Here is a 26,343-nt window from a genome sequence, read left to right as displayed (position 1 = left end):
GGAGAGTTTAAAAATTCTATTTACTTTCATTTACTTTCTCTTCACGGGACAGGGACTTCACCACCCTTGTAACCCTCTTTATGACTTCACTTCTGACGGGTTCCTCATAAACGGATTTTGCAACCACATCAATTCCAAAGATAAATGACGTCTGAGTTGCTTCCAGTACCCTGACTACAGGTGGTGCAAGTAGACCTTCCATATGACTCAACTCCTCCTTTATCCTCTCCGCAACCATATCTGGGTCAAAATCCTTCGAAATCTCGTATCTAGTTCTCACCTTACGCTTCTCCTCCTTGTCGTGGACGAAGATGGCAGCCTGTATCATGATGCTATTCGGGATCCTTAACTCAGATAACTCGTCTGTCTGTATTATGGTGTAGAGGAGAGTTACATCAATCACTGTTCCAGTATAGCCTGGTATGAGGTAATCCGTGGAGAAATACTTAGGTGAATATGTTGGAAAGTCTAGGCCATACTGCCAAGTGGATACCGTGATCCGTTGACCTACTTTGTAGGGACGTGAGAGAAGGAGCATTATCCCTCCAAATACATTTGAGAGCACGTCCTGCGATGCGAGACCTAGGACCAGGCCTGCAAATCCACCTGCAGCCAGTGCCTCGCCCAAACCCACCTTAAAGACTGACACAGCTCCCGCCAGCGCCAGGGCGTAGCCTATAACCCTTATGACGAAACCCAGGGAGGAGGCGTTATCTACTCCTATAACTGTGGAGAGCCTCCTCCTGACTAAGAGAGATAGAAGGTAGCTAACAAGGAGAACTCCCACTATCCAGATCACTAACTCGAGGTACAGAATGTAGTTTCCTGGCAACAACTTCATGGACCCCAGGATGTAGATTGCTGCTCCTATAACAACCATGGCTATAATAGAGGAGATTGTGAGTGCAAATATTCTACTCTCATTTCTCGACATAACTAAGTTCTAGGATTTCGCAAAAATATTACTTTTGGAGCTCTAGGACAAGCAGGGCAGCGTTCTTTATAAGTGTGACAGTGTTCAGTGCCTCGTTCTTGGATAAACCCTCTGCGAACAGAATCCTAGCAATCTGCACGCTCCTAGGAGCCTTCTCGTCAGGAGTAAAGAAGAACTCCACATTGAGCCTGAGGAGTTCCCTCTTAACCTGAGAGATAAGAGAAGGGTTGTCCTTGAATTTGGACTGGTCCAGATCCAAGATGACCGCGACTATGTAGTAGGTGGATTCTGGGGTGGTCCTTATCACAGATACCGGAAGGCCTACCATGGGAGGTGAGACGGTGAAATGGAAATAAACCCCTCCACTGGTAACCTTGTCTACCTTCATCCCGAGCTCCTTGAACCAAGTGAAGATTTCAGTGTCAGTGGCCATCAGGTGCACCTCAACGCTGAGTCTCCCATGCTCGTGTCCACCTTATGTTGCGCCATGCTCTCAGCAAGGGAAATCAGGTCTCGCTTAAACCCTATCCCTAGGTCCTGAGGAAGGTTAACCTGATTCCTGAGCAGAGTGACCTTCATTCCGAGGGATCTGGCCTTGATGGCATAACCCACCCTAGACGTGACGAAGTTCATCACCCCCATCACGGTGTTAGCTCGCTTAGCGGCATGGGAAAACATTTCCTGTGATGGGTGATACCTGTTCACGTCCTCCGGGGATATTACATCCTGCACAAACACGTCTAGGTTGTATTTCATTAGCAGGGACTTGGTCTCCAGCTTCGGGAGGTTGGTGATGAGGAAGATCCTCGCCCTATAATTCAGTTCCTCAAGGAAAAGGGCGTCTGGATAAGGTTTCACGGAGGAAAGGTCGAGCGTACCGATCACGATCTTAATCAGCTCCTTGGGTGGATAATACTTGGGAACGGAGCTTGCAATCTCATTATAAAGATCTATCCCCTTCACTGAGGAAAAGTCAAATACGGACTCCACGTCTATGAGGTAGGGAATCATCTCTTACCACTCAGAAGTCTCTCCAACCATATTTTAGTTAACTCCTTCTGCTTACACTCATTGCACACGTCAGTGTATTGGGCCGTGCCCTGAAGTCCCTGGGATATCAACATTGAGTCCACCCTTACCTTAACCTTCTCTGACCCTATAGGTTTTCCACAGATCCTGCACTTGGCCACCTTCGTCTTGTTCATGGTCTTCTTCTTGAGATCTGAGATCCTGGCGAAACCTGTTACGGAAACCGCGTTCTCTGGGCAATTCTTCACGCACCTCTCTGAGCCAATACAGTAGGGTATATTGTAAGTGAGTTCTAGGCTGTCGTTGCCCTTCAGGTCAGGTACAAGCATTTGACACGCCCTCACGCACACTCCGCATAGAACGCATTTGTTGGGGTCAACGGTCACATTGTATACCCCTGGAACAACGCCCTCTTGGTTCATGGAGACCTTCCTTGACATCTCTTCAATTGACCAGAGAAGAAGGGATCTTCTCCTGCTTCTATGAAGGAGGACCTCAGAGGGAATGGTAGACTTTCCCAGATCCAAGAGGGGTAACTCAAGCGCTTTTCTCAGTTCCTCGTCATCTTTGGCCTTCCTAACCTTTAGGTCAGTTCCCGGGAAATGGGATGGGATCTCTTCTAGTCTCTTGAGAGCCATCTCCTTGCTACCGCAACTGGAGGATACGTGAATTATGGGCGTCAATCCAGCTGAGTAGCTTGCCAGTACAAATGAATCATGAACCGAGGCCACGCAGGGTACAACGAATGGGAAGACCCCCTCAACAATCTGCGAAGGCATTCCATCAGTGAACATCAGTGAAGCTGGTTTGGAGTAATATCTCACCACCGCATTAATAAATGCAACAACCTGATCTGTTGTGGCCGTTGGAACTTCAAAATATCCTAGATAGGAAGAGGCACTGCAATACCCACAGGCCGTACACTTTTCGGGTGAACCCACCGATGGTCCTTCCGGGGCTTTCACCACCAGGTTGAGCGGACATGCCTCCACGGCCTTGTTTATTTCCCTCTCAGCGTGAACCTCGTCGAAAAGGACGGGATAGGGCTTGTACTCATATACCTTCAATCTAATTAATGATCTTCTGGAGATCGTGGAAGCCCTTGTGGGCTGAACCCTGTACGCCAGGTCCATGAGCTGGGCTCTGGAGGAGTAGCCCATAAGGAGAGCGAGAACGAAATCCCTGCTCTTGTTCTCAAACCAGGTGTAGGGTATGGTAGTCACGGCCAGGGGAGATATTCCAAGCCTCTGGTCTATATCCTCCATCCACGTCTCTCTACTTCCCTCGTTCACGACGAGAAGGGATTTGACATCGTTCTGTTTCAGATCCTCAAAGATGAAATCACCAATCTCTGCTACATAAGAGAGCCTGGCCTCATCGAACACAGTCCTAAGAACATCGTCTCCCAGTATTTCCCTTGCCTTCTTAGAGACCAGGAGACCTGCATTGAGCACTACCTTTCACCCAAGAAATCCTTTTCGAACTTGAGCCAGTTTCCCAGCTGAGTGCAAATTACCTTGTATATCCTGGACCTTGGATCATGGATGACGTCATTTATCCAGTCGGGTATCCAGGAAAAGAGGTGGGATGTGGCGAAGTTCTTCTGATCTTGGACAATCTTGAAGGCATCCCTTCCCGTACTCCTGCTCTGAAACTCTTCCTCCACCAGGAGTGACATGAAAGCCAGCAGGGAGGCTATATGGTCAGGCTCTGGGGCGAACTGGGAACCTAACCTGGGCACCAGACTCCTTGAGCTGTAAAACCTTACCACGTCATTATACTTGAAGGTAGCAATCTTCTCGCCCATGAGGGAGAAGAGCCTCTTACTCTCTACCGGGATAAGCGGTTTCACCCCAACTCCCGCAATGAAGAGGGACGAATACTCTATCAGATAGTCGCTCCTTTTGCTCTCCTCAAGCGCTTTCCTGATCTCCGTTATCTCTACTCCTGTTTCCTCCATGTATTTGCCCAACTTCTCCTCCAGGAGACGGACCTTCTCCAGTAACTGCTGGTACTCATTAACATCAAACTTGTACAGGAAGAGGTCTGAGAACATATCGTAGGTGGAATGTCTCACGTTCAAAACATCTAGAATGGAAACTGACAGATGGATCACCTAAAAAATCAAGAACTTGAGTTGGAACCCGACCCGTTACTCTCAGTGTAGGTCGAGTTATTCCCCTGGGTCTCAGTGTAGGTCGAGTTATTCCCCTGGGCACCAAGCTGAACCACTCCATTGGAGGTCCACACGTTATAGTACTCTGACTGGCTCAACAGCTCCACGTCATCATCTGCTGCATAGGCGCTGTGCCACGGTAAATAGCCGCTTGCTGGGTTGGCACCTGTCTCCGGGCCTAGGACGAAGCCTCCCTTATCCACGAAGAGTATGTTACCAGGATTGGTGGGGTCTAACCTATTGGCCCAAATCCTTGCCTGGACCATGCATCCGTGAATGCAGGCGGGTATCCTCTCCTCGGGCGGAAGGGTTGGATCATATATTCTGTCAAAACAGTGGGTGCACTTCTTGGTCACGCCTTCAATATAATCGAAGAACCTGTTACCATAGGGGCAGGCGTATATGCAGTACTTGGTTCCAATACATTCCTCATAATCCACTAGGACTATTCCGTCCTGTATTCTCTTGAAGGTAGCGCCCACAGGGCATACCTCTACGCATGGAGCGTTCAAGCAATGGAAGCAGTTGATGGGAATGTTGTAAACCTTGGTCTGGGGATAGTTACCAACCTCCACGTATAGCACCCTGAGCCAGAACATTACGTCCAAGTTTCCGTAGGGATCCAGATCCGGTAATGGGCCGAACATTCCGGAGGTGTTCCACTCCTTGCATGACATCTGGCAACCTGCGCATCCGAAGCACTTGTTCAGGTCAGTTATTATGGCGTAGTTTGCCACAGGGGTATATGGCAGAGCCTTTTGGACTCCACCTTGCTTAATATCCAACTGAATTTGTGGGGTTTGGGACAATTTACATCACCTCAAAACCTGAAAATCACCCTTGACTTGAGGGATCGGTTGCAAACCCATACCTCACCTTGTAGGTACCTATGGTGTAACCTGGGGCTAGGGAGCTTGGTGACACGAAGCTCCATATGCTTGTTGAGGTCATGTTGTTTGCGTCAAATCTTAGGTGAGGAACGTTCACCGGATGGGCGAATGTAGGCGTGGATGGGGAATTACTCACCGAGATTTGACCTCCCATCTGGTTGAGTATTGTGGATAGTATGTCCTGATTGGAGAAGTCCTGGCCCATATACACGAATTTGTTTGCTGTCACCTGAACCTGGGTTGAGGAGGACTTGCCCACAAACTTTATCCTGCTATCATGCCACGAGGTTTGACCGGTAATGGGATCAAGGTACATGATGGGGAAAGCCTTATCCGTGGTCGGGGAGAGCTGACCACCCCTAGAGGGTGGCATGTAAGCTATGTTGGCCCAGTTATTGAGTATGCTGTATTTCACCTGAGGTGAGTCAGGCGTTTGACCTCTGAACCCGGGCAATGCCTGAGCGGAGACTATCACCCACGCAGCACCTGGCCTGGTAGCGTTATCTAGGAATGCTACCGCAGTTAACGTGGTCCTGAGACCTCCACTCCAAGGTTCATTTATGGCCTCAAACTGCACCATATCTCCGCTCTGTATGCCCATACTCTTCACGTATGGATCTGCAGAACTCAACATCACAGGAGTGTATGGCATGATTGCAATCAACCATGGGACGTTGAACGACCAAGTATGATACACCCTGTCATGCCTTCTAACGAAGAACGTTAAGGGATACTCGCTCTCGTTGATTCCATCTGACGTTATGTTGGAAGCCCAGGCTGGTGGTGGATAATACCCACCGAAGGGTCTGTGATAGTCCAGTATGTTCTTTGCCAAAGCTTGGCCATAGCTATCATTGGGTAACACTGAAGGTACTTTTAGATTCGCGTTTCCGGTCTTTAAATAGTAATAGTAGTAGGCTGCATTATACCCGGTCCACTTACCTGCCGCAGCTAACCTAAACTTCTGAAGGTACTCCAGGTAAATCCTGTGAACGTAGGGTAGACCTATTGGTCCATATCCTGCTGGCATGTAGGCTCCCCATCCCAAAAAGTAGAACATGTTCACGTTTCTCATGTATCTAATTGATGGGGGAAGCACGTAAACAGCTCCACCCTTCCCTACCTTAACGTAACCAGGGTTAATGTCGCTGAGAGACATGTTAGGAGCGTACTTGTTAATTATGTCCTGAAGCTTAGTTTGTAGGCCTGGCTGGAACTTCACCGGAATCCTGAAGTAATGTTCTGTTCCTGAGGATCTGTCACTGGCCCCTATCTTGAAGGTAGGAGCAGTGGAGAAGGTTTGCCCAGATGGCACACTGCTTAATATCTGGTTAATTACGCTCTGCTGATCGGATGAAGCTGGTACGAAGGAGGCATATAGCTTAAGTTGTTGAGGGTTGGGAGCCTGCTTACCCTCAGCGTCCGTAAGTATGTACTCGAAGTTGCTTCCGTATCCTGCCAATAGGGTTCCTGACTTAAGGATATACATAGCTGTGGAGATGAGACCGGGCTGACCCTGGGTTAATATCTGAGTTCCGCTAACTGGGTCTGTCACACTCACAGGACTAATCAGGTTCCCGCCAGTTATAGGATCCTGCGTGGTGTAGTGGGGATTATCCGTGGGAGTTATGGACGTCTGGCCTGGATAAGCTCTGAGCAACCAGAGCAAGGTGAGTAGGGTATCCCCAGTGCATAGAACTGGATACATAGATGGTAAGGCTGGCCAGTTCAGAGAGTCAGATGGGCCCTGAGGCAAGCTGGTGGGTCTATCGAAGATACTGTGGAATCCATATATCTCAAGGAATGACAAGTCAGGCATTATCAGGTCAACCACGTTGTTAGTCTCTTGCATGAACAGATCGAAGCTGATCGTGAATGGTATCACGTAATTACCGTCACTGCCTTTCTCGGTAACCTTTTGTAATAGATCCGTTAATGCGTAGGCATTATTCCAGTAAGGAGCAGTAATATACCACATCATTGCATTGACCGTGTAGGGCATAACCTGGTTCGGGTAGTTGTTGGCAAAGTAAGCAGTGTAAGCCACGGCTGAGATCGACCTCTGAGTCGACAGGGGTAACTCCCAGCTATAGCCTCTATCAATGAGCAAGGGTCTTCCTGTGCTGAACAAGACTAGGTCATCTGGTCCATCCGGATATCCATAGGGTCCCGCTCCCACCACAGTGACGTTCTTTATGTCCACCGTTCCATCGTTGTAGATATACTCAGTCTTGAGGAATCCAGATCTACCCTTGGGTATGGAGAGATTCATCCCGCTTATGGCCGAGGCTATATTGGAATCTATCTGCGGGGTATTGGCTAGCGGGTGTGGAGGTACGGCATGGCCAGGGAAGTAGTGAGGATACGGATACTTGTACAGATCAGCGCCAGGATTATCCCAGGCACCAAGGGTAAGGACAAGGTAGTAGTAGGCAGCTGAGCTCATGAAACCGTTGGCATGTGCAGCTAGACCTCTCATGAAGTAAATTGAGACCGGTCTTCCAATCACATGATCATGATAACGACCTAGATAGTCTACCCACTGTGCCGGTTCATAAATGGACTTCTGGAAAGCTACAGTAGCTAGTTCATTAGCTATTGTCACCACAGTATTATGAGGTATACCAGCTAGATAGGCGACATTCAAGGCTCCGTATTGAGGTGAGGAAGAGAAGGGGGTATATGGATCGTAGTTGAGAAGTTCTGCCCTAAATAGCTCAAATGCGGTGGTCACGGTGAGCGTTATGGTCTCTGAGGAACCTAAAGCCTTGGGGACTGTTACCTGGATGGCCGGGACCTTAACTGACGTCCCGTTCTTGAGTTTGTAGGGAACTTGCACTATACTTGACTGCATACCTGAAGGAAGCTCGTCCATTGTGAGAATTGGCATCACGTTCTTCTGCCATGGGGTGTCCACGTAGGAGTAGACATTGCCGTCATTTCCCATTATCGCCTCTAGCCAAGGATGAGCACTACTGTACTCCGGGTTGTTGACGGGCATCCTTAGATGAAGGCCTACATTATTTCCTGCAGTGGGATCCGTGGGATCCAAAGCGTCACCGTTCTGTGGATTTGGATTTACTATGACAAGCCAGGACATGTTTGTATAGTACCTGAGGAACTCCTCGTCAATATGCGGGAACACGGCAGTGCTGGGGATATCACCAAGGCTGGGTATAGCCTGCACCTGACCTGAGGGAGTAACAGTCTGCATTACGAGCTGGCCGGAGGACGCATCGTAGGCAGGTTGCACTGGTGTAAGGGTAATTGGGTTAATGACTGCAGGACCTTGCCCTGTGGAGGCTAGATAGGCCTTATACACGTAATAGTGGAAGTCAACCAGAACCCTTATCCATCCCATGGCTAGTGCTCCGTCCATGGCTGGATTGATGAAGAGATGCTCATCTGAAACGGAGTAGAATCCAAATCTTTCAGGGGCAATTGTGACAACTTTCCCTCCATTCTCCCTTATCCTGGCAATTATCCTCCTCATCCAGTTGGGGAAGTGATCTCCAGCTAGACCTGCTAAAATGAAGTACTGGGCCCTCTCCTCATCAGGACCGGCATATTCCCATACTGGGCCACCCGTCACATATACGCCCGAAGTGTACACGTTCATGGAGCAGAATCCTCCGTGCGCTCCCGCATTTGCGGTCCCGTAGTTTCCTGCAAAGAATCCTGCAGTGATTCCAGGGATAAGCTGATCCCTACCCTGCATGAAGACCAGAGAATGTGGGTTCGTCTCCCTTATCTGCATGAGACCCTGGAAATTGGCAACTCCTAGATCCTGTGGGGTAACCCCCAGGTTGCTCCAGCTCTTGGCCGAGGCACCGTTTACGAGGATGTCGAACGCAGTATCGTAATCTATTGCCATCCACTTACCTGATCCCCTGTCCCCAGCCCTTAGGAGAGGATATCTTAACCTCGCTGGAGCGAAGTAGTAATAAACGTCAGACGCCCCTCTAGGGCATACGCCACCGTCATTAATGTGCCATCCTATGGTCCCGGTGATAAACCTGGGAAATCCTGTGGGAGTTCTCACAATCTCTAATGCACATCTCCCCAGGCACTGGAAACAGTTGGAGTAAACAATCTCGTCACTGGGGTAATTAAGAGTGTAATTTGTCTCAGAGAATGTATCAAATATCTTCTTGGCCACTGTGTTGCCTCCTAGAATGAGGGCAGCACCAAGTGCAGCTGCACCGCCTACCTTAAGAAAGTCCCTTCTGGACAATTTCAAGTGGCTCATTATTTATCTAGAGTCGATTAACTTGCCTAGATTATTTAAGAACTCACTTCATTTTATCGATATTTCCTTCCGGAGATATTTTTACACCTAACAGGTTCTCCAAAGTTGGCTTGATGGAGGGATCAAGCTGAAGGGCTGTTTTGATCTCCTGTGAGGGGTCCTTGCCCATCTCGTTAAGTATTGCTGCCTTGAGTGCATGATAGGAGGCCTTACTCCCCCTTGCAATGGCCATGTCCACGTAGAGGAGCGCATCATCCATCATCTTTAGTGTATAATAACAGAGGGCGATGTCATAATAGTGATCGGGGTTCTCGGGTTCATAATGGGAGGCTATCTTGTACTCACTCAGGGCTAGTTTCTGATAACCCGTCTCAAAATAAATCCTTCCCTTAAGGGCATGAAGCTTTGGATCATCTTTCTTGAATGCCAGGGCCCTGTTCACCTCAGACAGAGCGTCAAGCTTGAGTCCAATGTTGTAATAGGAAAACGCCTTCATGATCCTGGCGTCCACGTTCCTGGGATTAACCCTCAGGACTTCAGCTAGTTCAAGATTGGCATCTTCATATCTCCCCAGCTTGAAAAGTAATCTAGCCTTCACGAACCTGTGCTCAGAGGAATATGGTAATATAGCCAGGACTTGGTCAATGGTATCAAGAGCCTCATCCAACCTCCCCATACTTTCTAAAACCTCAGCCTTGGTTGCAAGAATAACGTAACTGAACGGAAATTTCTCCAATCCCGCATCCAGTTCCCTTAACGCTTCCTCCACTTTCCCTAATCTACGTAGTGCCTCAGACCTCAAGATGTACGCCTCGACAAGATCCACATTCCTGAGCAGTGAAATTGCCTCCTCCAGTCTGTCCTCCCCTATGAGTTCCTCAGCCCTGTTAAGAATGTCGTCCACTTGTAACCATCCTCAAGGAAGGAAAAAAGACTTGGGGAAAATATGTTCTCTTAAACATATCGGTATGGTGAAATGAAACTTTATTTAAATTAATAATGTAAACCAGAGAATCAGATAAAGATGGGTCTATTTAGCGCACCTTCTCCAGGGACCTCTTTCGGAATTCAGGCACCAATTATACAGATAAACCAGTATCCACTGTGGGGCGAATATGTTGCGCTAGCCCTCTATTTCACGGAAATTGCAGGAATGCTGATGGCAATTATAGGCCTAATGGAAGTTACAGATAAATATGGATCCTTCACCAGGAGGGCCTCAGTTGTAACCTTTATCGCTGCAATCCTTGCTCTCGGATTCTTCGATATGGATCTTGGAAGACCTTCCGCTGCCATTGCTTCGCCCATTGAAGCTTTTGCGAACCTTGGACATTCCTGGATGGCCAGGGGTATAGTGTTCGTTGGTGGTCTCCTGCTATTCTCGTTCCTGTACATGGTAGTAACCTTAGCTAACATGAAGAGCAGGCTGATTAGAGGCATTATTGCTGTGATAGGCGTTTTCGCAGGCATCTTCTCCACGACGTATAGCGGTTTTGAACTTGCTGCAACTACTGGGGTTCCCTTCTGGAATAATGGTGGAATCCCTGCACTTTATCTGGCTGACGGAATATTTGCCGCCACAGGTTTGGCTTACCTCATTGCCTTGGTCGGGAAGAGTGAGGACATGATTAGGGCCAGGGTGACTCTGACCAAGTTGCTGATGTTTTCCAGCGTTGCGGAACTTGCCACATGGTTCCTGTTCATGGCATCTGTTAACTTCATTTATGTTTTTGACCAAGTTGCCTACAACTATCTAGTATCTCAGGCCTCATTCTACGCTGATATGGCACTCACTGCGCTCACGCTGGTGATTTCGGGAATAGGTTACCTGAGCATTAGCGGTTTGCCTATTATGGGAATGAAGGCTCAGGCTCCATCCAAGGCAGTAGGACAAATGCCTGTAATGGACGTTCCCACCGCAGTGAAGTACCTTGTTGTTGTAGCTGCAATCTTCGCGTTGGTTGCTGGATACCTGACCAGGGCAGACATACTATTCGCAGGACAGTATGCTTACCAGTTAGCGCCTATGACACCGTTCCAGATAGTGACCAACCAGCCTGTACCAATAGGAAGCTTCGGATGGAGAGGATAAAAGACTAAGTTAATCCTGTTTCTTTTTTATTCTAATAACATCTCCTTTCTCTAGGACTTTTCCCACATGAAAGGTTGGAAAACCCACCCTCTCTGCCTCTTTCAGGGAATCCTCCACTTCTCCTTTCTCCCCTATTACGAGGAAGAGTAACTCCGACTGCATCGGGTCCTGAACAAGGGGAGTTATTGCCTCAACCAGTTCACCGTACCAGGGACTGGGTATTTCAAGGTCCATGGAGTATCCCAAATTCAACGCCTCCCTCAGGTTCAGTATACCGATTCTCGTGAGGTTTATGGGATATACCCCATGGAATTTCAGGATCTTAGTTGCCCTTTCCAGAGACTCTTCGGCCAGCTTTTCAATGAGTTCTGGGTCAATACCCCTTCTTGAGAAGTAGTCATGGGCACCATTCAATATCCTGTAGAGTGCTCTCACTGGAGCTAGACCCCCGGGTCTGTTTATCATTCCTATAACCATTCCTTCCCTTATTGAGGGGAGTGCGTCCACCATACCCCAGGAGAAACCTACAATGTCATCTATAACCTCCACTTGGTATTCTGCTACTCCAAAAGTGGTGACAATATTGCTCAGAATCGCCTTCAATATACGTTGGTTTCTCTCTGGATGCAAAACGTCCACGAAGAGAAGTCCTTCCACTCCAGCTATAGTAACCTTACTCGGATTGCCTCTTATTACCCTCTCATGAAATTCCTCCCTAAGGGATGGATAAAGAAAGGGACAACGCGAGTCCTCCCTGACGCCAAGCTTCACGCAAAGTCTTAACTCCTTGGTCTCACCTGGCGGAAGGTGGTAAATGGGGGTAGGATGTTTTCTTTGGCACCCACTTAGAATAATAACCGGGTGAAGGCCCTTCCTCATCAAGAGAGATGAGTTGAATAAAAACCTTTGCAGATCCACTACTTACGACCCTTTACCTCCGCCTTAACAACAGAGTTGATTAGGGCACACTTGTGAAACAGGTGCACTCCATCTTCCTTGCAATCAGCGGCAAGGGCGTACGGCTCTCCATTCTGGTCAAAGCTCAATACCGCCTTGCATCCGGAGGGTAACACCACAGAGGGGAAGGTGCGGAGTATGAACCTGGCTAAGACGCGCTGGCTTGGTTCATCGAGGTCCTTGGCCCTGGGTAGCATGAGGCTAATCACAGAGAGGGGTTGATTGAAACATATGCTCATGGGAGAAATCTCAAATCTCATCAAGAAGTCCTGAAGAGAGGCCAGAAAACTTCTCAACTCTTCGAGAGACCCCTCATATTTCCACGCTTCCTTAAGATTTTGCAGGGCAGTCTCACGTATGGATTGTCTCTTGGTGAGGTAATAGGCCATTACAAGACCGCGGGGAGTTATGCTGAATTCCCTCCCATCCTTGGTAATGAGCCCCAGTGACTTTAACTTCACCAGAACTCTCCAAACCGTCGAGGCAGGTATTCCTGAAATCTTGGATAGTCTGTATGACGAGATATGTAACATTGCCACCATAAACTCCAGTATCTCAATGTCCTTGGGGTCTAGGAACAATACTGACATTAATAATGAATATTTTGGCCTAACTTATATAGTTTTTATCCTAAGAATAGTACTTTCCTGAAAATCCCTTCAAGTCCATTTTACCTAAAAGTCCTTCAGTTCTGTCCCAATTATCTTCCAATTAAATTTCACTTTTAAGGTAAATGTCATCGCTCATCTATGAACGATTTTCATTTCAATACGAACTTTATTGAAGAATATCTCACCACGTTAAAATCCGTATAGCACTACTAAGAAGATTAATCAACATAAAAGAATATTTATAGAGAATATTTTCTCTTAAATTATCCACCTTTAACCGCACGAATCTCCATCCTGTCCATGAGGCTCAGGTAGATTGGACACTCCGTCTTGACCTTGTTGATTAGGTCCTTCAGATCCTCCTCGTCGCAGTCCTGACTACTTACCTCCAAGATTATCCTCGCGAACTTATAGATACCAGTCTTCAGGAATTTCTCGTCTAGAACGTACCTTGCCCTAACCTTACACTTTAGTTTCATTCCCTCCTTTTCAGCCACATTATAAATGGAATTGAAGATACAGTGAGGGATGGAGACAAGAAAGGCCATTAGGGGACCATCTTCGTAAAACTCCTCAACGGATTTAACCGTGGTTCCAATCTATGCAGAGGGAGAGTCTGGACCCCCAAAGAGGTTAATACTGATTTCCATAAACTCATCTGTTAAGAAAATGGTTTAAATTCAACTACTTACTGTGAGACCATCTGGGTTATCTCCTTGAACTTATCAGGATTTCCCAGGAGGATTAGAGTCTGCCCTGGCTTCAACACCGTATCCTTGGAGAAGTAGGGGTTAAGCTTTCCGCTATCCACAATGATGATGGGCACCACGTCGCTGGGCAGGGAAGACATCTTGACCTCCTTCTTCACATCAAAAAATCCCACCACCATGTCTGCCTTCCTGTCCATCGTGAAGATAACTCCTCCTACGTTCTTTGCAATGGAGGCAGCTGCAGTGATTCTCCCAACTATATCCTCATAGGGAATAACCTCGTCCGCGCCCGCAGTCCTGAACACGTCGATGAGGGAGTCCTGCTTTACCACACAGATGGTGTTGAGTGGAGGGTTAATCTTCTGAACCTTCAGGGTTACAAGAAGGGTCTTGGTATCATCCTCCATAGCTATAACTGCGGATGATGCTGAAGGAATCCCTGCACTCATTAGGTCCTTATCGTCCTCAGGGTTTCCCAGTATCACCCTGTCGCCCTTTAACTGTTCCAGTACTTCCTTGGAATTCGTGAGTACTATGTACTCCTTTCCCAGTTTTTCCAGTCTCCTAGCAGCACTCACTATCACCCTCCCTGTCCCTATGAGAACTATGTGATCCTTCAAGTGAGATCCCCTCCATCTAGCCCTCGCGTCAGCCCACGAAGACCTCCTGACTACAGTGTTCACCATAGACTGGATGATGCTGGTATAAAGGCCTACTGCCATTATTATGGTTACAACCAAGAGTAGTTTCTCAATGGAAGGCATCTGGTTAATATTGGGAGCATAGAGCCCGACCGTGGTGACAACGTTCACACCCGCATAAATTGCAGAGATCCAGTCCAGGTGCTGGTAGGTGACAAAAATCACAGCATTGGACAGGACCACCAGCGCCAGCATCATAACCTGTGGGAATATTTTCCTGAGAACGGAGTAAGGTGCGACAGCATACTCGAGGATATCTAAGAGGAGGGATCTCCACGTCATATCTCATCGACCTAAGATTTCTAGGGGCAATATCCCTGTTATTACGCTCCTGGAAATAATGCCACACCTCACCGATCTCATTACCTGTGACAAAGTTTAGAGTAATTTAAACATTACGAACTGTCACAAGATCCCTAGATGTCCTGCGACGTAATGTCCTTCTGAGCCTGGGATTCGCATCAAGTTTATATATATGGATAGCCTATCCAAACCCATGAACTCAAGGCTCGTCGTCGGGATAGCTGTTGTGGTAGTGGTTTTGATAGCGTTTTCCTCAGTTTATCTTCTGAATAGACCTGTTTACTCGAGCAATTCTCACCCTCAAAGGATTGTGTCCCTAGCTCCCAGTGATACCCAAATCCTAGTTTCCCTGGGATTGGGAAAACAGCTGGTAGGTGTGGACTCCTACTCCTATTCCCTTCTCGAACTGGTAAACGCAACACGTTACCTGCCGAGCAACGTCACGGTATTGGAGGAGGGAGAGTCAATTAACGTGAGCGGGTTAGTTCTACTGCATCCATCCCTCGTGGTGGATGAAGAGGGACTCATAGGAAGTAACTTGAACCAGTTAAGGGAAGCGGGTCTGAACGTGATCCTCACCAACGACGATTACGCCCAGAACTTCACGCAGATAGAGAACTCCATCATTAACCTCTCCAGCTCGCTTGGAACCAGAACCCAGGGTGAGGAACTGGTCTCGTGGATGAACTCAACCCTTCAGAGGTATACCTCTCACGGAAACACCAGTGTTGCTTACCTCATCTGGATCTGTCCCAACTACGAATTCTATACTGCGGGAGGGAACGTTTTCATCAATAACGTGATAGAGGAGGCAGGAGGAGTGAATGTATTCGCCAATCGGAGCGGATATCCCCTACTTGGGCCCTCATCCCTGACCTTGGCCAATCCCCAGGTAATTGTGGTTCAGGAAATATATAACCTAAGTTACACGACCTACATGATAAACCACATACCTGGGATAGCTTCAACGAGGGCCTATCAGGATCACAGGATATACATTCTTTCCCAGAACCTACCCACAGACCTTCTAAACGAACCAGGACCTCTTGCAGTTTACGGAGTTGGGATGATGAGGGAGATCATGCAGGGGAACTCGCCCAGTTACGTTAACTCCTCCTACGTGATGAGGGAGCTCAACGTAACGCTCCCGGTGTTCTAGGGTGTGGAAGGGTCTGGGACTCCTGGGGTCAAGCGCGGTTATCTTCTTTCTTGCTTTAGTTTACGGAGAGGTATATATACCGCCCTCTCTACTCCTTCATCCTTCTGGAGCCTACAGTTACATTCTAGTTCAGATTCGCTTACCCACAGTACTTGCCTCGGCCCTGGTTGGATCAGCTCTGGCCCTTTCGGGTGCAGTGATGCAATTACTTCTCAGGAATCCGCTCATGGATCCCTACATTAGTGGCACAGCTTCGGGAGGGGCATTTGGTGCGGTTCTTACGTATTATCTACTGGCTTTTAATCTGCCCTTCGCCTGGATTGCCTACGTGTCTCCCCTTGTTGCATTTCTCTTCTCCATGCTCTCCACATCGATCACCCTGCTTATCGGGAGGAAAACGGGCGTATATGGAGTGGTCATAGGAGGGGTGGTAGTCTCTTACGTGTTCTCATCATTGATATCAATCCTCCTGACATACCTGCAGGAAAGGTTTCCACAGGTACCTCCCCTGAATTTCTGGTTATTGGGTGAGATAGAGGTAGTTGGATGGACTAACGTAGCTATCCTATCCCTACTGGTGGTAGTTCTGGGAGTCCTGGGAATTTACACGTCCAGAATGATTGATCTGGCATCAATTAGCGATGAACTTACCCTTTCCAAGGATGTTGACCCCAACAGGTTCAGAACGGCCTGGATACTCCTGATTAGCCTGGTCACGGGGTTCATTGTATCCTTCGCGGGAATAATTGGATTTGTGGGAATAATAGTTCCACACCTTGTGAGAAGGCTAGTGCCTGGAGGTGCATCACAGCTGATCCCTTACTCCATGATGCTGGGAAGCACGATCATGATGTCCAGCGAGATAATATCCAACGGTGCACTGGGTTTCAAGATACCGCTCACTGCCATCACCTCAATCCTTGCATCTCCCGTAATGATCTACGTGTTGGTGAAGGGAATTGCTAATACAGGGAATTGAGGTTAGGATAGGGAAAAGACTGCTTTCCAGCTTTGACCTCGAGCTCTCAAGAGGGGTAAATCTATTACTGGGCCAGAACGGCGCTGGTAAGACCACTCTCCTGAGGTCTGTTGTCAGAGCTCTCAATGGAGATGAAATATCCAAGGGCTATGTGCCTGCGGAATTCTCGTCACCTGAGATACCGGTAAAGGATGTGTTACTTGCGGGAACCAGGAACTCCTTGGATAAGTATCATGAGTTGATGATGGAACTGGGTATCGTTCACCTCATGGACAGGTATTTCTCCACCCTAAGTACTGGAGAGAAGAAACTTGTGCTCATTACTAAGGCCTTGGCTGAGGGTCAACTGGTCCTAATGGATGAGCCGACCTCTGGACTTGACGTAAAAAACCAGGCCAAGGTTATCTCCCTGATCTCTAGATCGAGGACTGATAAGGACTTTCTGATTGCCACTCATGACCTGAACTGGATCGAAAGGGCCGATCGGGTCATTGTGATGAAAAGAGGGAAGATAATATGGCAATCCCATCCGGATGAACTAAACGAACAAATACTGGAAACAGCGTACGACTGCAGGGTAAAAAAGGTGAACCTGGATAATAAAAAAATGTTTTTCTTGGACCTCTAACTAAGCGTAAAGCACATAGTCTGGGTAAACCTGGTAGAGAGGGATCGCCACTACCCATCCATAGCTGTTCGTCAGATATATGGTACTTCCTACTATCACTGGGTTAACTATACCGAATCTTCCGCCCACATAGTACTGTTGTAGTAGTTCACCGTTGTGTGGATTTAACACGTAGACGTAAGGACCTCCTGCTACCCAGAGTAGGTTGTCGTAATAGGTAGCTCCTCCCCTAGGTCCTCCAGGCGCTTTTGGTGGAAGTCCTATTCCATTCAATCTAGTTTGCCACAGTATCTGACCGTTCATGAGATTCAGTGCGAATTCCTTGCCCAGTGACGGTGCGCCCACGTAAACGGTATTATTGTAAATCATGGGGATCGCTCCCTTGAATGCTGGTGGGGTATATCCCCTCCCTAGGTTCGTTACCCACAACACGTGTCCATTAGTAGCGTTAACGGCAAGAACCATGGTGTCCACGGTCCCGTTAGGTTCTGCGTTGGCCACGGTAGATTGTACCACAATTCCTGCCTGCTGATCTACCGCAGGAGGCACGTCACCCATTCCCGTATTGAAGGGTTTATTGGGAGAAGGTAGTGAGGCATTCCACACCTCCTTCCCTGTCATCCCGTTGACGGCAACCAGTAATCCGTAAGGTTCAGTCAAGCTGGTGAAACCTGCGATGAAAATAGGCGTGCCATTGGGTAGAACGTAATAGTTCACACTGCTCATACTATCAAATAAACCCGGCATCATATCCTGCCAAAGGACCTGTCCCGTGGTCGCGTTAACCCCTATGAATTCTCCACCTCCATCAGCGTAGGCTAGCACTCCATTATAGACTGCGGGAGCTGGCATGGCCTCGCCCATGGTGAACCTCATCCACAACAATTCACCGTCGGTAGCATTGAACGCATAGATAGCCCCGTAGGCCATCCCCCTGTGAATGGATGAGAACTGACCCTTCTCGTAATGGACAAAGTTGGCAAAATTGAAACCAACGTCACCCACAGTGACGTAAACTATCCCGTTGTAGACTATGGGATTATTCATTGCGTAACTGGCCAGTCCAGTGGCGTACCACACGACCTGTCCGTTTAAGGGATTTACTGCGAAGATACTTCCCGGTCCGCTGTCCTCCTCCACGAATAGCAGATTGTCAGCCAGCGTAACGCCCAGTGGCTCTCCCACCATCTGCGTGAGCATGACCAGTGCAGACCTAGTTCCCATGACATTGGCACCGGGCAACATACTCTGCGGGGCCGTCATGGGGATTAGGGCAGCACCAGCCATATGGGCGAAATCCTGTTGCCAGACTACGCCCTGAATTAACTCGGTGCATGTGGTGGTAAAGGCAGCGTTGTGGGACTGTCCACCGTTTGTCACTCCCCAGTAACTGGGCAGATCTAGATTCTGGCTCGTCGCGTTACCAGGATAGTACACTACCTTTACCTCGTAGGGGAAATATGTGGTATTATACATATCGTAAGTCCTGATGATTGGTTGAGGTATTGGTGTTATCACCGAGGAAAAGAACTGTATCATAGGAGCTCCTAGGAAGGAACCAACTAAAAATACGGAAACTAAGGCTATGGCTACGAGTACTCTATTCATTAAGTCTCGATGAATTTTCCTCTTTTTATTCGTTATCTATTTAAAAGAGAAGAACTTCGTTTTAATTAAAATGAAGGAAATTAATCACAGCGTATTTAAAGTGAAAAGTCGTGCCATGTCGGATACTTTAAGATCTGGTCGCAATGAATAGGGCCTCTAGTGTCTATACTAGTCCATTGGCGTTCGGGTCAAATGAAATACACCAGGGTCCTGTCAACTACTCTTCACGAAGACTCAGTCATTCCTCCACAGTAAAATACCCTGAAACACACAGCAAGCCTGAGCTAGAGTACAGTACAGACAAATTGAGTTCAGAAGTGCCTCGGTGGATGTGAGCTACCCCGCCCTGAACGGTACTCCCCAAATTCAGTTTATGAAAAAATCACTAGAGCTTTATTTTAGACTGGAGGAGAGGATGTGAATTAAAACTCATGAAACAAACTGAACTCTGCTGGAGAAAGAAATTTGTGGGAGAGTGGGTAATACTAGGATGGTGATATTACCCATGATCACCCTACTCTCCCACAACGTAAACATCCAGAAGCTAGGATATATAACCCTTTCCTCGCTAAACTTCAAGGAAGGAAGAGGTAGCGAAGACGTTGGTCTCGGCCTGCCTGTGGAGAGACTCGGTGGAGAACAGGTCGAGAAGCTACGATATATCCCCACAGACCGTGAGGAACTACGTGGAGGAACAGGGGATAGAAGTAGCGGACCGCCTGCTCCAGGAGGTACAGGAAGTGGCGAGGGAGGTGTTGAAGGGGGTGGAGGAGGTGGACGTGAGCGTAGACTGGACGGGGGTGAAGTACTGGGGAGAGAGGGTGGAGGGGCTGGGAAGCGGGGATAAGGGATACCAGTGGAACTACGCCACAGCTACTACGGATTACAACGGCAAAACCGTAATCCTAGCCTTCACGCGCTACAACGGGATGAGCAAGGACGAAGTGGTGAAAATCCTCGTGGAGCAGGTCCTCTCCCTGGGATTTTGGGATAATAGCGCTGGACGCAGGCTTCTACACAGTAGAGGTCATAAAGTTCCTCTCCCAGTTTAGGTACATTGTGGGCGTCCCGGTGGGCGACGTCAAGGTTTACGAGGAGTATGACGGCCCTTACACCACCGCGAGCAAGAGGACTGATCAAGTCAGCTTCAGGTTGATCGTCCACGGTCGTGAAGTGACTAGAAGGAGGTCCCACGTCGAGTACTTCGCCAGGGCGACCAACCTCGACCTGCCCAAGGACAAGGTCTTGAGGCTTTACGACAGGATCAGGAACCCCATCGAGACTTCCTACAGGGAGGTGAAGGGCTTCCTCCCCTTCACCTGTTCCAGGAGCTGGGTCTTCCGCCTTCTCGTCTTCGTTTTGGCCACGTTCCTTTACTCGCTGTTCTTGTTCCTCAAGGGGGAAGTTAAGAGGACTGACTTCAAGCTTCTCCTTCATTTGCTTTTTATAGATGAAATACAAAATAAGTTCTTATCACGATTGATTAAAAGTATAGAACCGCTTTTTATTTATTTTGATTTATTTTTAAGGGGGTGATTTTGGGGAGTACCGTGAAGGGCGAGGTTTTCCGAACCTTTATAATTAATTTAAGACAAGTCCAATCCTCAAGCCATCAGATTGGGACATACGTTTCTGCTCCTGTTAACCTTGAACTATATGAGTTGGCGCGTAACCAGAGCGGATTCACTCAATTCAATAGCTCATTCGTGTACTCCGTAAAACAGGGAAGCGGTGAACTAACCTATCAAGGTAAACCAGTAGTTATATTTGTAGGAGCGGAGTGGTGCCCATACTGCGGTGCAGAGATGTGGTCTCTCATAATTGCCCTGGACAGGTTTGGTAACGTTTCAGGGCTTAAGTACATGGAATCTAGCTCCACAGACGTATACCCAGACGTTCCTACATTCACTCTTGAAAATCTAAGTTACACGAGTCAATATATTTCTGTTCTAGCTTATGAATTTCAGGACAGAAATCATCAGCCACTTCAGGCAGTTCCCTCAAATATTTACCAGTTGTGGCAACAACTGGGTAACGGCAGTATACCATTTATAGACGTAGCAGGTTTGTATTATGAGGTGGGAACAACAAATAATCCCGGACTTATTCAGATGAAGAACTGGACCTATGTACTCAACCAGCTACATGGTGAAAACTTGATTTCATACCAGATTTTCTCCACCGCAAACCTGCTCACTGCAGAGATCTGTCTAGCTGACGGAAATCAGCCCTCGCATGTATGCCAAGAACCTGCAATAGTACACTATGAAAATGAATTAAAATCTAATTTCCCCGTTTATTACGAGAACGTTTACGAGTCTCAAACTGCCCACATACTCTACCCAGAAAGACAGGAACTATCTAGATCTCTTTCTAGCCATGAACATGAGATAGAGTTTAGCGGTGTGAGAGCAGGGAAAGGATCCGCACTCACATTGACCCGCTATAACCCTGTTACCTGAAATAACTATCCTAGCCCTAAACCCACGGATTGAACACCTAGCTGGCACCATACCTTCAACCTCAACCTTTTCCCCGTCCAGTTGCCTGACTATCATGGTAAGACCCTAAAGGAAGTGTTTCCTCTCCTCTTCCACTATTTCCATGATTCTTTCGTCGTTCGGATAATTCTTGACGTAAAAATCAATTGCCCCTCTTTCCAGATAGTTAATGACGCGTCTCGTCACGCTCATACCAAGGGTGCCTATCAAGATTCCAAACAAGAGGAGTGCATAATACACGGGTAACTCTAAACGAGACCTTTTTCTCGATCTAAAGAACTTCCAGTGAGATAACTCATCTTCATAAGCATGCCTAAACCTCTCCTCCCTTCTCACTTCATATATGCCCTTGGCGAGACCGGTGGCTCCAGCCTCACCTAGCAATGCCAGAAGATCCCTATCCACTTTCCTCATTCACCTAGAAACTCCTGGATCCTCAGAATATCGTTCCTCACGCTTTCCTCGGGTATCTGGGAGTACAGAATGTTCAACCCTAGAAGTACCGCTCCGAAGATCTCTGATATCTCCATCCTATCCTGAAAGCTCCTCACATTACCTAACTTAGCTTTCAATTCTCTCAACATCTTCCTTATGGCAAGCATGTCTTTCCTGTCCTCTCCGTGAAGCCTTAGCGCCACTATACTGACCATATATATGGACTTCTGAACCCTCTCGGAGAGATTCTTTAACTCACTTGCCTCTGTCCAATTCATACATACTACTTAGCTTGGAACACTAAATATCTTTTGTAAATATAACCTAAACATCTGTACCCCGAAACAATCAATTTAGCTCTCAATTAAGTTAAAATAGATTACTGATCTAAAATTCGTAATAGTGAGGAGTTGATATAATATTCGTATATAATCATCACGTCGCTGTCCGGGTCCTGTAACCGTGCGCCGTTTACGTAGTTCCTTGTCTGTAACATGTTTTCCACCAAGCACACGTTTATCCCAGCCTTTCCGTCTGTGATCCTGAAAATCGTGCATGGCTCAAGAACCCCCGTAATTTTTCTGAGGCTTCTGGAGAACATTGAGAACATTATTAGACCGGATTTGGGAATATCCAGAACTGGAAAAACCGAGAATACGCCCCTCTTTGACATTATTTTCAACCTCTTGGAAACAGTCTTGGAGGGAATACCCAACTCCTGTGCAATCTCGCTCTCTGTAGCCCTGGGACTCTTGGAAAGGGCTGAAAGTATTGAGGCGTCCATGGATTTCAGCTCCTCCGGGTTCTGTTCAGGTATATACTTGAGCCTAGTCTCTCCCAGCGTCTTACTCATGGTCTCAATCTTTTCGTCCAAATCCCTCAAGCTCTTCCCTATCACTCCATAGACGTTCAACCATTCAACGCACTTGAACTTGAGGAAAATCCAATCGGAGTCAAAGTCCCTTTGATTTATGAACGCTACAAATCCGTAGTACCTAGATAGGAACGAAGGATTTATGAACAGGGTAAAGCCCTTGAGTACTCCATCCTCCTCCAGCTTCTTGAACCTGTAGTTGAGCGTTGGGGGAGTCACCTTAAGCTCCTCAGCTAGGCTTCTTTGACTTACTCTTCCGTCCCTGAAAAGGAAATACAGAATTTTCTTGTCAATTTCGTCCATAGAATTCTACGAGTATACTATAGAAATCTAAAATTTAAACCATTCTTCCAGCTTGACTTCTTATGATTTATATAGAGAAAATATTACTTTATCGTCCCTACTCTTTCACTGGAAGACAAAACTGAGCCTCTATGGTGATATTATCACCTTTCAGATTCCTTACTTGGACCGTGCTCTCATTTAGTATTTGTCTCAACAGGGGTAAGTACACCTTCTCCACCATCTGTTTACCCAAGACTGATGAGAAAACTGTGAAGGAACCGCACGATCCATCCTCCCTAATAATGAGGTTCTGGGAAGCTAGGGGAGTAATGGTGATGAAAAAACGTCTCAAGGAGTCCAAGTAGTCCCTCAGCGAACTGATGCCATTAACCATGAATGAGTGTTTAAAAAGAGAGAAATAAACTGAGATAAGTTCATTTGCCACCTCAGGGCTCCTCTCCACAATATTTTGAAGGGTGCTTAGAGGTAAAGGGACTAGACCCATGATCCTAGAGCTGTAGAAGTCCTTGAACATGTCAGTTCTCTCCTTGAAGGTGAAGTCGGGAGCGGATTTTATCTGCGTCACGAGGGACTCAAGTGCCTCATCTATGAAGGATTTCCAGTCACCGTTCCTAGGGAAAAACCCCCTCTCGGTTAAGACCCTCATCAGCTCCCTTAATTCGCTCTCATGGCGCTTACTAACAGGTAATAGAATTCGTCCCTTACTGTCTTCATCCCTCCTCTTCTTAGACATCTATGACACTTTCTCACGTTTAGATATAGATTTTTTCCTCAGGTTTTTCTGGAGTCCCTACTGGAGACTAGGTTCTCCCTTATTCCATCACCTAAGAGAATCAGATCTAAGGCCAAGAACGCGATTATTAGGGAAATCTCCAACCATAACTCCATGAATAATACTCGTTGGAAATAACATTTAAACTATGTGACTTCAAAAATATACAGAAGAAAAATTTGAGATTCAACTTTACTGGGTTAGTATACAGTTATATACTCCAGGATTTCCTCTTCTTCTCGGCAAAGTAAGAGGCAACCACTCCCACGAAGTAAAGTGTTGAGAGTGTTACACCAATTGTAGTCTCAATGACGCCCCCAGTTGTTCCCGGCGAAATGAACCATGCTATAATAAAGGCTCCAAGCACGCCGTATCTCCAGTTCTTTCTCCAGCTCTGAGCTTTTACCACACCGGCTAAAGTAAGCATGCTCATTACTAGCGGGTACTCGAACGCAACTCCAACAGTTAACATGAGCGACATAACTGTATTGATGAAAGCCCTGAGACTCAGGGTGGGTTCCACTCCCAAGGTCGTTGTATAGATCAGTACGAACTTCATCATGACTGGAATTATTACAAAGTATGCGAAACTGGATCCAGCAGCAAACAATACGAATGCGGGAAACACTACCATTTTGGCCATTCTTTTCTCGTGTTCATAGAGGCCTGGAGAGACGAAACCCCATATTTCGTGTATGATGATGGGAAGTGCAATGAAGAGGGAGAGAAAGAAGGAAACGTAGGCAGCTGAGAACAGGGTATCGAAGGGATTTAGGTTCAGGAGTTTCATCTGAGGAGGGAGTTCAGTGTGAATGAATAGCTCGATGAAGTGGGAGGAGATGCTGTTGAAAAGGTTTGGATAGAGAATTGGGAAATTAAATCCGTCAAAGGATACCTCAGTGATCCCGAAAAAGAAGAAAATCACGAAGGCTATCACGAGAGAGATCAGGGCTCTTCTAGCCCTAACAATTAGCTCATTAAGATGTTCAAGGAGTGGTCTCTCCTGAGACTTGGGAAGCTCATTAGTTTTTTCCGTCACCCTTCTTCAACCTCTCTAGCTCAGCCTGCAATTTTCTGATTTGGTCCTCCAGTTGCCTTATCCTAGGATCTTCAGGAGCTTGTGTAACCCTAGAAACCGGCCTCACTGCTGGAACGTCAGTGTTAAAGGATAAGCTCCTCTTGGCCTCCTGTGTAATGTCGCCTGATTCGGAGAGCTCTCTCATGAGCTCATTCTTAAAATCGTTCTGCCTTTTCCTCAGCTCTGAAAGGGTTCGGCCCAGGTTTTTGACGGTACCAGACAGGTCCTTCTCACCTCCCAGAAGGAGTATGGCCACTATTACCATTATCAAAAGATCGCTAAGGCTACCTATCATTCCTGGGCCCTCCCTGCTCTATTAAGCAAAAAAGGTTACTTTGTACCCTGTTGCTTCTTCATCTGATCCAGCTGGTTCTGAAGGTCTCTTATCTGTTTTTCTAATTCCTCAGGGGAAGTTTTCTGTTGATTCTGCTGTACAGTAGGCTGAGCCTGAGACTGCATCTGATTTATCTCCATCTCAGCCTCCATTCTCCCCTTCTTGAATTCGCCAAGTGCTCTACCCATCGACCTAAATAGCTCGGGAATCTTACTGCTCCCCACAAACAGCACCAGTGCCACTATAATTATAATGGCAATATCCGAGGGGTTTATTGCGACCATTTTAATACACTCTAAAATTAGTTAAGGTAAAAACGAGTTAAAAAAGATTACTTCATTATTTTATTTCTTCATTTTAGAACGTGAGTATTAACGTGATTACACCCTTAGGAAGGAGAATGGAACCTGCCTAAGTATTCCTGGGCAAGCCTCAGTGAGATATCCTCGTGAGACCGCTTAAGCTCAAAATAAAGGCTAAGGCCCATTGAGATCTTCCAGAACGCCAAGTTCAGGCTTGACCAACTGAAACTCTCAAGTTCGCAGGCCAACTCCACGCTATCCTCAAGTTCCACGAACTCAAGACCCACGGACTCCAGAACGTTATTGACTAGGTCTCTCCCAAGAAAGTTCTCAAGCTTTAGATCGGAGGAAATGATCTGGCCCTCCCTAATCCTGAAAGTAACGAAGTCCCTCCAGTCCATGGGCTTCATCAACACGTCCCTTAACTTGTCCACTGAGGTTAGCCTGGTGTTCAGGGACAGGATTAGCTCCCTGGGAATCCATGAAATGGGATAGAGCAGAACAGCGTAGGTTTCAAACTCCCGGGCCAAGTATTCTCCTTCTTTCCCTATTAACTTTATCCAGTTATCCTCCTCCTCTACCCTATACCTGGAAGTCGTCTCGTGAAACGAGAAGGGATTAAGGTGAAGCTCAAGCCTCACATCAGTGGTGGTCCGCTCATCACGATTCATGCAGTGCTCGACCTCATCACTCAAACTTGTTAGTGCGAAGCTGG

Annotated in this window: 26 protein-coding genes and 1 pseudogene; 6 read left to right on the top strand and 21 right to left on the bottom strand. The window is 47.2% G+C overall.

What is annotated here, in order from left to right:
* Positions 1 to 16: 16 nt before the first annotated feature.
* From QVC96_RS07630 to QVC96_RS07595, 8 genes are read right to left on the bottom strand one after another with little or no spacing between them, the layout of a single operon-like run.
* Positions 17 to 934 carry a mechanosensitive ion channel family protein gene (locus tag QVC96_RS07630; RefSeq protein ID WP_287688780.1) on the bottom strand — a complete coding sequence of 306 codons (918 nt, stop codon included), beginning with the start codon at positions 932 to 934 and terminating at the stop codon, positions 17 to 19.
* A 28-nt stretch (positions 935 to 962) separates the two neighbouring features.
* Positions 963 to 1,367, bottom strand: a complete 405-nt coding sequence (locus QVC96_RS07625; RefSeq protein ID WP_287688779.1) for a DUF2299 domain-containing protein — start codon at positions 1,365 to 1,367, stop codon at positions 963 to 965.
* Positions 1,367 to 1,945, bottom strand: a complete 579-nt coding sequence (locus QVC96_RS07620; protein WP_287688778.1) for an HAD family hydrolase — start codon at positions 1,943 to 1,945, stop codon at positions 1,367 to 1,369. Before QVC96_RS07620 ends, QVC96_RS07625 begins: the two co-directional genes overlap by 1 nt.
* Positions 1,942 to 3,417, bottom strand: a complete 1,476-nt coding sequence (locus QVC96_RS07615; RefSeq protein WP_287688777.1) for a 4Fe-4S binding protein — start codon at positions 3,415 to 3,417, stop codon at positions 1,942 to 1,944. The genes QVC96_RS07620 and QVC96_RS07615 overlap by 4 nt, the downstream gene beginning before the upstream one ends.
* A complete protein-coding gene (locus QVC96_RS07610; protein WP_287690451.1) occupies positions 3,417 to 4,070 on the bottom strand; it encodes a molecular chaperone TorD family protein in 654 nt (217 codons plus the stop codon). The genes QVC96_RS07615 and QVC96_RS07610 overlap by 1 nt, the downstream gene beginning before the upstream one ends.
* A gap of 17 nt (positions 4,071 to 4,087) precedes the next feature.
* Positions 4,088 to 4,948, bottom strand: coding sequence for a 4Fe-4S dicluster domain-containing protein (locus tag QVC96_RS07605; RefSeq protein WP_287688776.1), 861 nt, complete (start codon positions 4,946 to 4,948; stop codon positions 4,088 to 4,090).
* 25 nt (positions 4,949 to 4,973) lie between these two features.
* On the bottom strand, positions 4,974 to 9,278 hold the full coding sequence (locus tag QVC96_RS07600; protein WP_287688775.1) for a twin-arginine translocation signal domain-containing protein: 4,305 nt from the start codon (positions 9,276 to 9,278) through the stop codon (positions 4,974 to 4,976).
* 43 nt (positions 9,279 to 9,321) lie between these two features.
* Positions 9,322 to 10,182 (bottom strand): tetratricopeptide repeat protein, encoded by an 861-nt coding sequence (locus tag QVC96_RS07595; RefSeq protein WP_287688774.1) that lies wholly within the window; start codon positions 10,180 to 10,182, stop codon positions 9,322 to 9,324.
* A gap of 120 nt (positions 10,183 to 10,302) precedes the next feature.
* Here QVC96_RS07595 and nrfD point away from each other — a divergent pair, with 120 nt between their 5' ends.
* Positions 10,303 to 11,370, top strand: coding sequence for an NrfD/PsrC family molybdoenzyme membrane anchor subunit (nrfD, locus tag QVC96_RS07590; protein WP_287688773.1), 1,068 nt, complete (start codon positions 10,303 to 10,305; stop codon positions 11,368 to 11,370).
* Between the two features lie 9 nt (positions 11,371 to 11,379).
* On the opposite strand, the gene QVC96_RS07585 is transcribed toward nrfD, so the two are convergent.
* From QVC96_RS07585 to QVC96_RS07570, 4 genes are all read right to left on the bottom strand, one after another.
* The gene (locus tag QVC96_RS07585; protein ID WP_287690450.1) at positions 11,380 to 12,249 is read right to left on the bottom strand and encodes a hypothetical protein; all 870 of its coding nucleotides are present in this window, start codon (positions 12,247 to 12,249) and stop codon (positions 11,380 to 11,382) included.
* A 38-nt stretch (positions 12,250 to 12,287) separates the two neighbouring features.
* The gene (locus QVC96_RS07580) at positions 12,288 to 12,917 is read right to left on the bottom strand and encodes a hypothetical protein (RefSeq protein ID WP_287688772.1); all 630 of its coding nucleotides are present in this window, start codon (positions 12,915 to 12,917) and stop codon (positions 12,288 to 12,290) included.
* A 284-nt stretch (positions 12,918 to 13,201) separates the two neighbouring features.
* On the bottom strand, positions 13,202 to 13,486 hold the full coding sequence (locus QVC96_RS07575; RefSeq protein ID WP_287688771.1) for an OsmC family protein: 285 nt from the start codon (positions 13,484 to 13,486) through the stop codon (positions 13,202 to 13,204).
* 140 nt (positions 13,487 to 13,626) lie between these two features.
* Positions 13,627 to 14,631, bottom strand: coding sequence for a potassium channel family protein (locus QVC96_RS07570; protein ID WP_238026525.1), 1,005 nt, complete (start codon positions 14,629 to 14,631; stop codon positions 13,627 to 13,629).
* Positions 14,632 to 14,845: 214 nt separating this feature from the next.
* Between QVC96_RS07570 and QVC96_RS07565 the strand changes: the two genes are divergently transcribed.
* From QVC96_RS07565 to QVC96_RS07555, 3 genes are read left to right on the top strand one after another with little or no spacing between them, the layout of a single operon-like run.
* A complete protein-coding gene (locus QVC96_RS07565; protein WP_287688770.1) occupies positions 14,846 to 15,811 on the top strand; it encodes an ABC transporter substrate-binding protein in 966 nt (321 codons plus the stop codon).
* Position 15,812: 1 nt separating this feature from the next.
* Entirely contained in the window at positions 15,813 to 16,790 is a 978-nt protein-coding gene (locus tag QVC96_RS07560; RefSeq protein WP_238026523.1) for a FecCD family ABC transporter permease, read from the top strand.
* Positions 16,771 to 17,418, top strand: coding sequence for an ABC transporter ATP-binding protein (locus QVC96_RS07555; RefSeq protein ID WP_238026522.1), 648 nt, complete (start codon positions 16,771 to 16,773; stop codon positions 17,416 to 17,418). Before QVC96_RS07560 ends, QVC96_RS07555 begins: the two co-directional genes overlap by 20 nt.
* Here QVC96_RS07555 and QVC96_RS07550 read toward each other — a convergent pair whose 3' ends face one another.
* A complete protein-coding gene (locus QVC96_RS07550) occupies positions 17,419 to 19,026 on the bottom strand; it encodes a PQQ-binding-like beta-propeller repeat protein (RefSeq protein ID WP_287688769.1) in 1,608 nt (535 codons plus the stop codon).
* A gap of 505 nt (positions 19,027 to 19,531) precedes the next feature.
* Here QVC96_RS07550 and QVC96_RS07545 point away from each other — a divergent pair.
* Both QVC96_RS07545 and QVC96_RS07540 read left to right on the top strand, forming a co-directional pair.
* Positions 19,532 to 20,562, top strand: a pseudogene (locus QVC96_RS07545) (DUF4322 domain-containing protein).
* 170 nt (positions 20,563 to 20,732) lie between these two features.
* A complete protein-coding gene (locus QVC96_RS07540; protein WP_425597944.1) occupies positions 20,733 to 21,488 on the top strand; it encodes a DUF929 family protein in 756 nt (251 codons plus the stop codon).
* A gap of 105 nt (positions 21,489 to 21,593) precedes the next feature.
* Here the strand turns inward: QVC96_RS07540 and QVC96_RS07535 are convergent, their stop codons facing one another.
* The 8 genes from QVC96_RS07535 to QVC96_RS07500 all read right to left on the bottom strand — a co-directional run bounded on the left by QVC96_RS07535 (position 21,594) and on the right by QVC96_RS07500 (position 26,323).
* Entirely contained in the window at positions 21,594 to 21,941 is a 348-nt protein-coding gene (locus QVC96_RS07535; RefSeq protein ID WP_287688767.1) for a hypothetical protein, read from the bottom strand.
* A complete protein-coding gene (locus QVC96_RS07530) occupies positions 21,938 to 22,240 on the bottom strand; it encodes a hypothetical protein (protein ID WP_287688766.1) in 303 nt (100 codons plus the stop codon). Before QVC96_RS07530 ends, QVC96_RS07535 begins: the two co-directional genes overlap by 4 nt.
* Positions 22,241 to 22,341: 101 nt before the next feature.
* Positions 22,342 to 23,139, bottom strand: a complete 798-nt coding sequence (locus QVC96_RS07525; RefSeq protein WP_287688765.1) for a winged helix-turn-helix transcriptional regulator — start codon at positions 23,137 to 23,139, stop codon at positions 22,342 to 22,344.
* 97 nt (positions 23,140 to 23,236) lie between these two features.
* On the bottom strand, positions 23,237 to 23,875 hold the full coding sequence (locus QVC96_RS07520; RefSeq protein ID WP_287688764.1) for a hypothetical protein: 639 nt from the start codon (positions 23,873 to 23,875) through the stop codon (positions 23,237 to 23,239).
* 250 nt (positions 23,876 to 24,125) lie between these two features.
* Positions 24,126 to 24,953 carry a twin-arginine translocase subunit TatC gene (gene tatC / locus QVC96_RS07515; protein WP_238026508.1) on the bottom strand — a complete coding sequence of 276 codons (828 nt, stop codon included), beginning with the start codon at positions 24,951 to 24,953 and terminating at the stop codon, positions 24,126 to 24,128.
* On the bottom strand, positions 24,937 to 25,287 hold the full coding sequence (locus QVC96_RS07510) for a twin-arginine translocase TatA/TatE family subunit (protein ID WP_287688763.1): 351 nt from the start codon (positions 25,285 to 25,287) through the stop codon (positions 24,937 to 24,939). The genes tatC and QVC96_RS07510 overlap by 17 nt, the downstream gene beginning before the upstream one ends.
* A gap of 35 nt (positions 25,288 to 25,322) precedes the next feature.
* On the bottom strand, positions 25,323 to 25,610 hold the full coding sequence (locus QVC96_RS07505) for a twin-arginine translocase TatA/TatE family subunit (RefSeq protein WP_287688762.1): 288 nt from the start codon (positions 25,608 to 25,610) through the stop codon (positions 25,323 to 25,325).
* Positions 25,611 to 25,714: 104 nt separating this feature from the next.
* A complete protein-coding gene (locus QVC96_RS07500) occupies positions 25,715 to 26,323 on the bottom strand; it encodes a hypothetical protein (RefSeq protein ID WP_287688761.1) in 609 nt (202 codons plus the stop codon).
* Positions 26,324 to 26,343 lie beyond the last annotated feature (20 nt).

The organism is Metallosphaera javensis (ex Sakai et al. 2022), assembly GCA_021654415.1.
Taxonomy (GTDB): Archaea; Thermoproteota; Thermoprotei_A; order Sulfolobales; family Sulfolobaceae; genus Metallosphaera; species Metallosphaera javensis.
This window is presented reverse-complemented; position numbering and strand designations above follow the sequence as displayed.

Excerpts from the sequence above, each read along its gene's own strand:
- QVC96_RS07630 (WP_287688780.1), bottom strand. The coding sequence starts at position 934 with ATGTCGAGAAATGAGAGTAGAATATTTGCACTCACAATCTCCTCTATT.
- QVC96_RS07625 (WP_287688779.1), bottom strand. The coding sequence starts at position 1,367 with ATGGCCACTGACACTGAAATCTTCACTTGGTTCAAGGAGCTCGGGATG.
- QVC96_RS07620 (WP_287688778.1), bottom strand. The coding sequence starts at position 1,945 with ATGATTCCCTACCTCATAGACGTGGAGTCCGTATTTGACTTTTCCTCA.
- QVC96_RS07600 (WP_287688775.1), bottom strand. The coding sequence starts at position 9,278 with ATGAGCCACTTGAAATTGTCCAGAAGGGACTTTCTTAAGGTAGGCGGT.
- nrfD (WP_287688773.1), top strand. The coding sequence starts at position 10,303 with ATGGGTCTATTTAGCGCACCTTCTCCAGGGACCTCTTTCGGAATTCAG.
- QVC96_RS07585 (WP_287690450.1), bottom strand. The coding sequence starts at position 12,249 with ATGAGGAAGGGCCTTCACCCGGTTATTATTCTAAGTGGGTGCCAAAGA.
- QVC96_RS07580 (WP_287688772.1), bottom strand. The coding sequence starts at position 12,917 with ATGTCAGTATTGTTCCTAGACCCCAAGGACATTGAGATACTGGAGTTT.
- QVC96_RS07575 (WP_287688771.1), bottom strand. The coding sequence starts at position 13,486 with ATGGCCTTTCTTGTCTCCATCCCTCACTGTATCTTCAATTCCATTTAT.
- QVC96_RS07570 (WP_238026525.1), bottom strand. The coding sequence starts at position 14,631 with ATGACGTGGAGATCCCTCCTCTTAGATATCCTCGAGTATGCTGTCGCA.
- QVC96_RS07565 (WP_287688770.1), top strand. The coding sequence starts at position 14,846 with ATGAACTCAAGGCTCGTCGTCGGGATAGCTGTTGTGGTAGTGGTTTTG.
- QVC96_RS07550 (WP_287688769.1), bottom strand. The coding sequence starts at position 19,026 with ATGAATAGAGTACTCGTAGCCATAGCCTTAGTTTCCGTATTTTTAGTT.
- QVC96_RS07535 (WP_287688767.1), bottom strand. The coding sequence starts at position 21,941 with ATGAGGAAAGTGGATAGGGATCTTCTGGCATTGCTAGGTGAGGCTGGA.
- QVC96_RS07530 (WP_287688766.1), bottom strand. The coding sequence starts at position 22,240 with ATGAATTGGACAGAGGCAAGTGAGTTAAAGAATCTCTCCGAGAGGGTT.
- QVC96_RS07525 (WP_287688765.1), bottom strand. The coding sequence starts at position 23,139 with ATGGACGAAATTGACAAGAAAATTCTGTATTTCCTTTTCAGGGACGGA.
- QVC96_RS07520 (WP_287688764.1), bottom strand. The coding sequence starts at position 23,875 with ATGTCTAAGAAGAGGAGGGATGAAGACAGTAAGGGACGAATTCTATTA.
- QVC96_RS07510 (WP_287688763.1), bottom strand. The coding sequence starts at position 25,287 with ATGATAGGTAGCCTTAGCGATCTTTTGATAATGGTAATAGTGGCCATA.
- QVC96_RS07505 (WP_287688762.1), bottom strand. The coding sequence starts at position 25,610 with ATGGTCGCAATAAACCCCTCGGATATTGCCATTATAATTATAGTGGCA.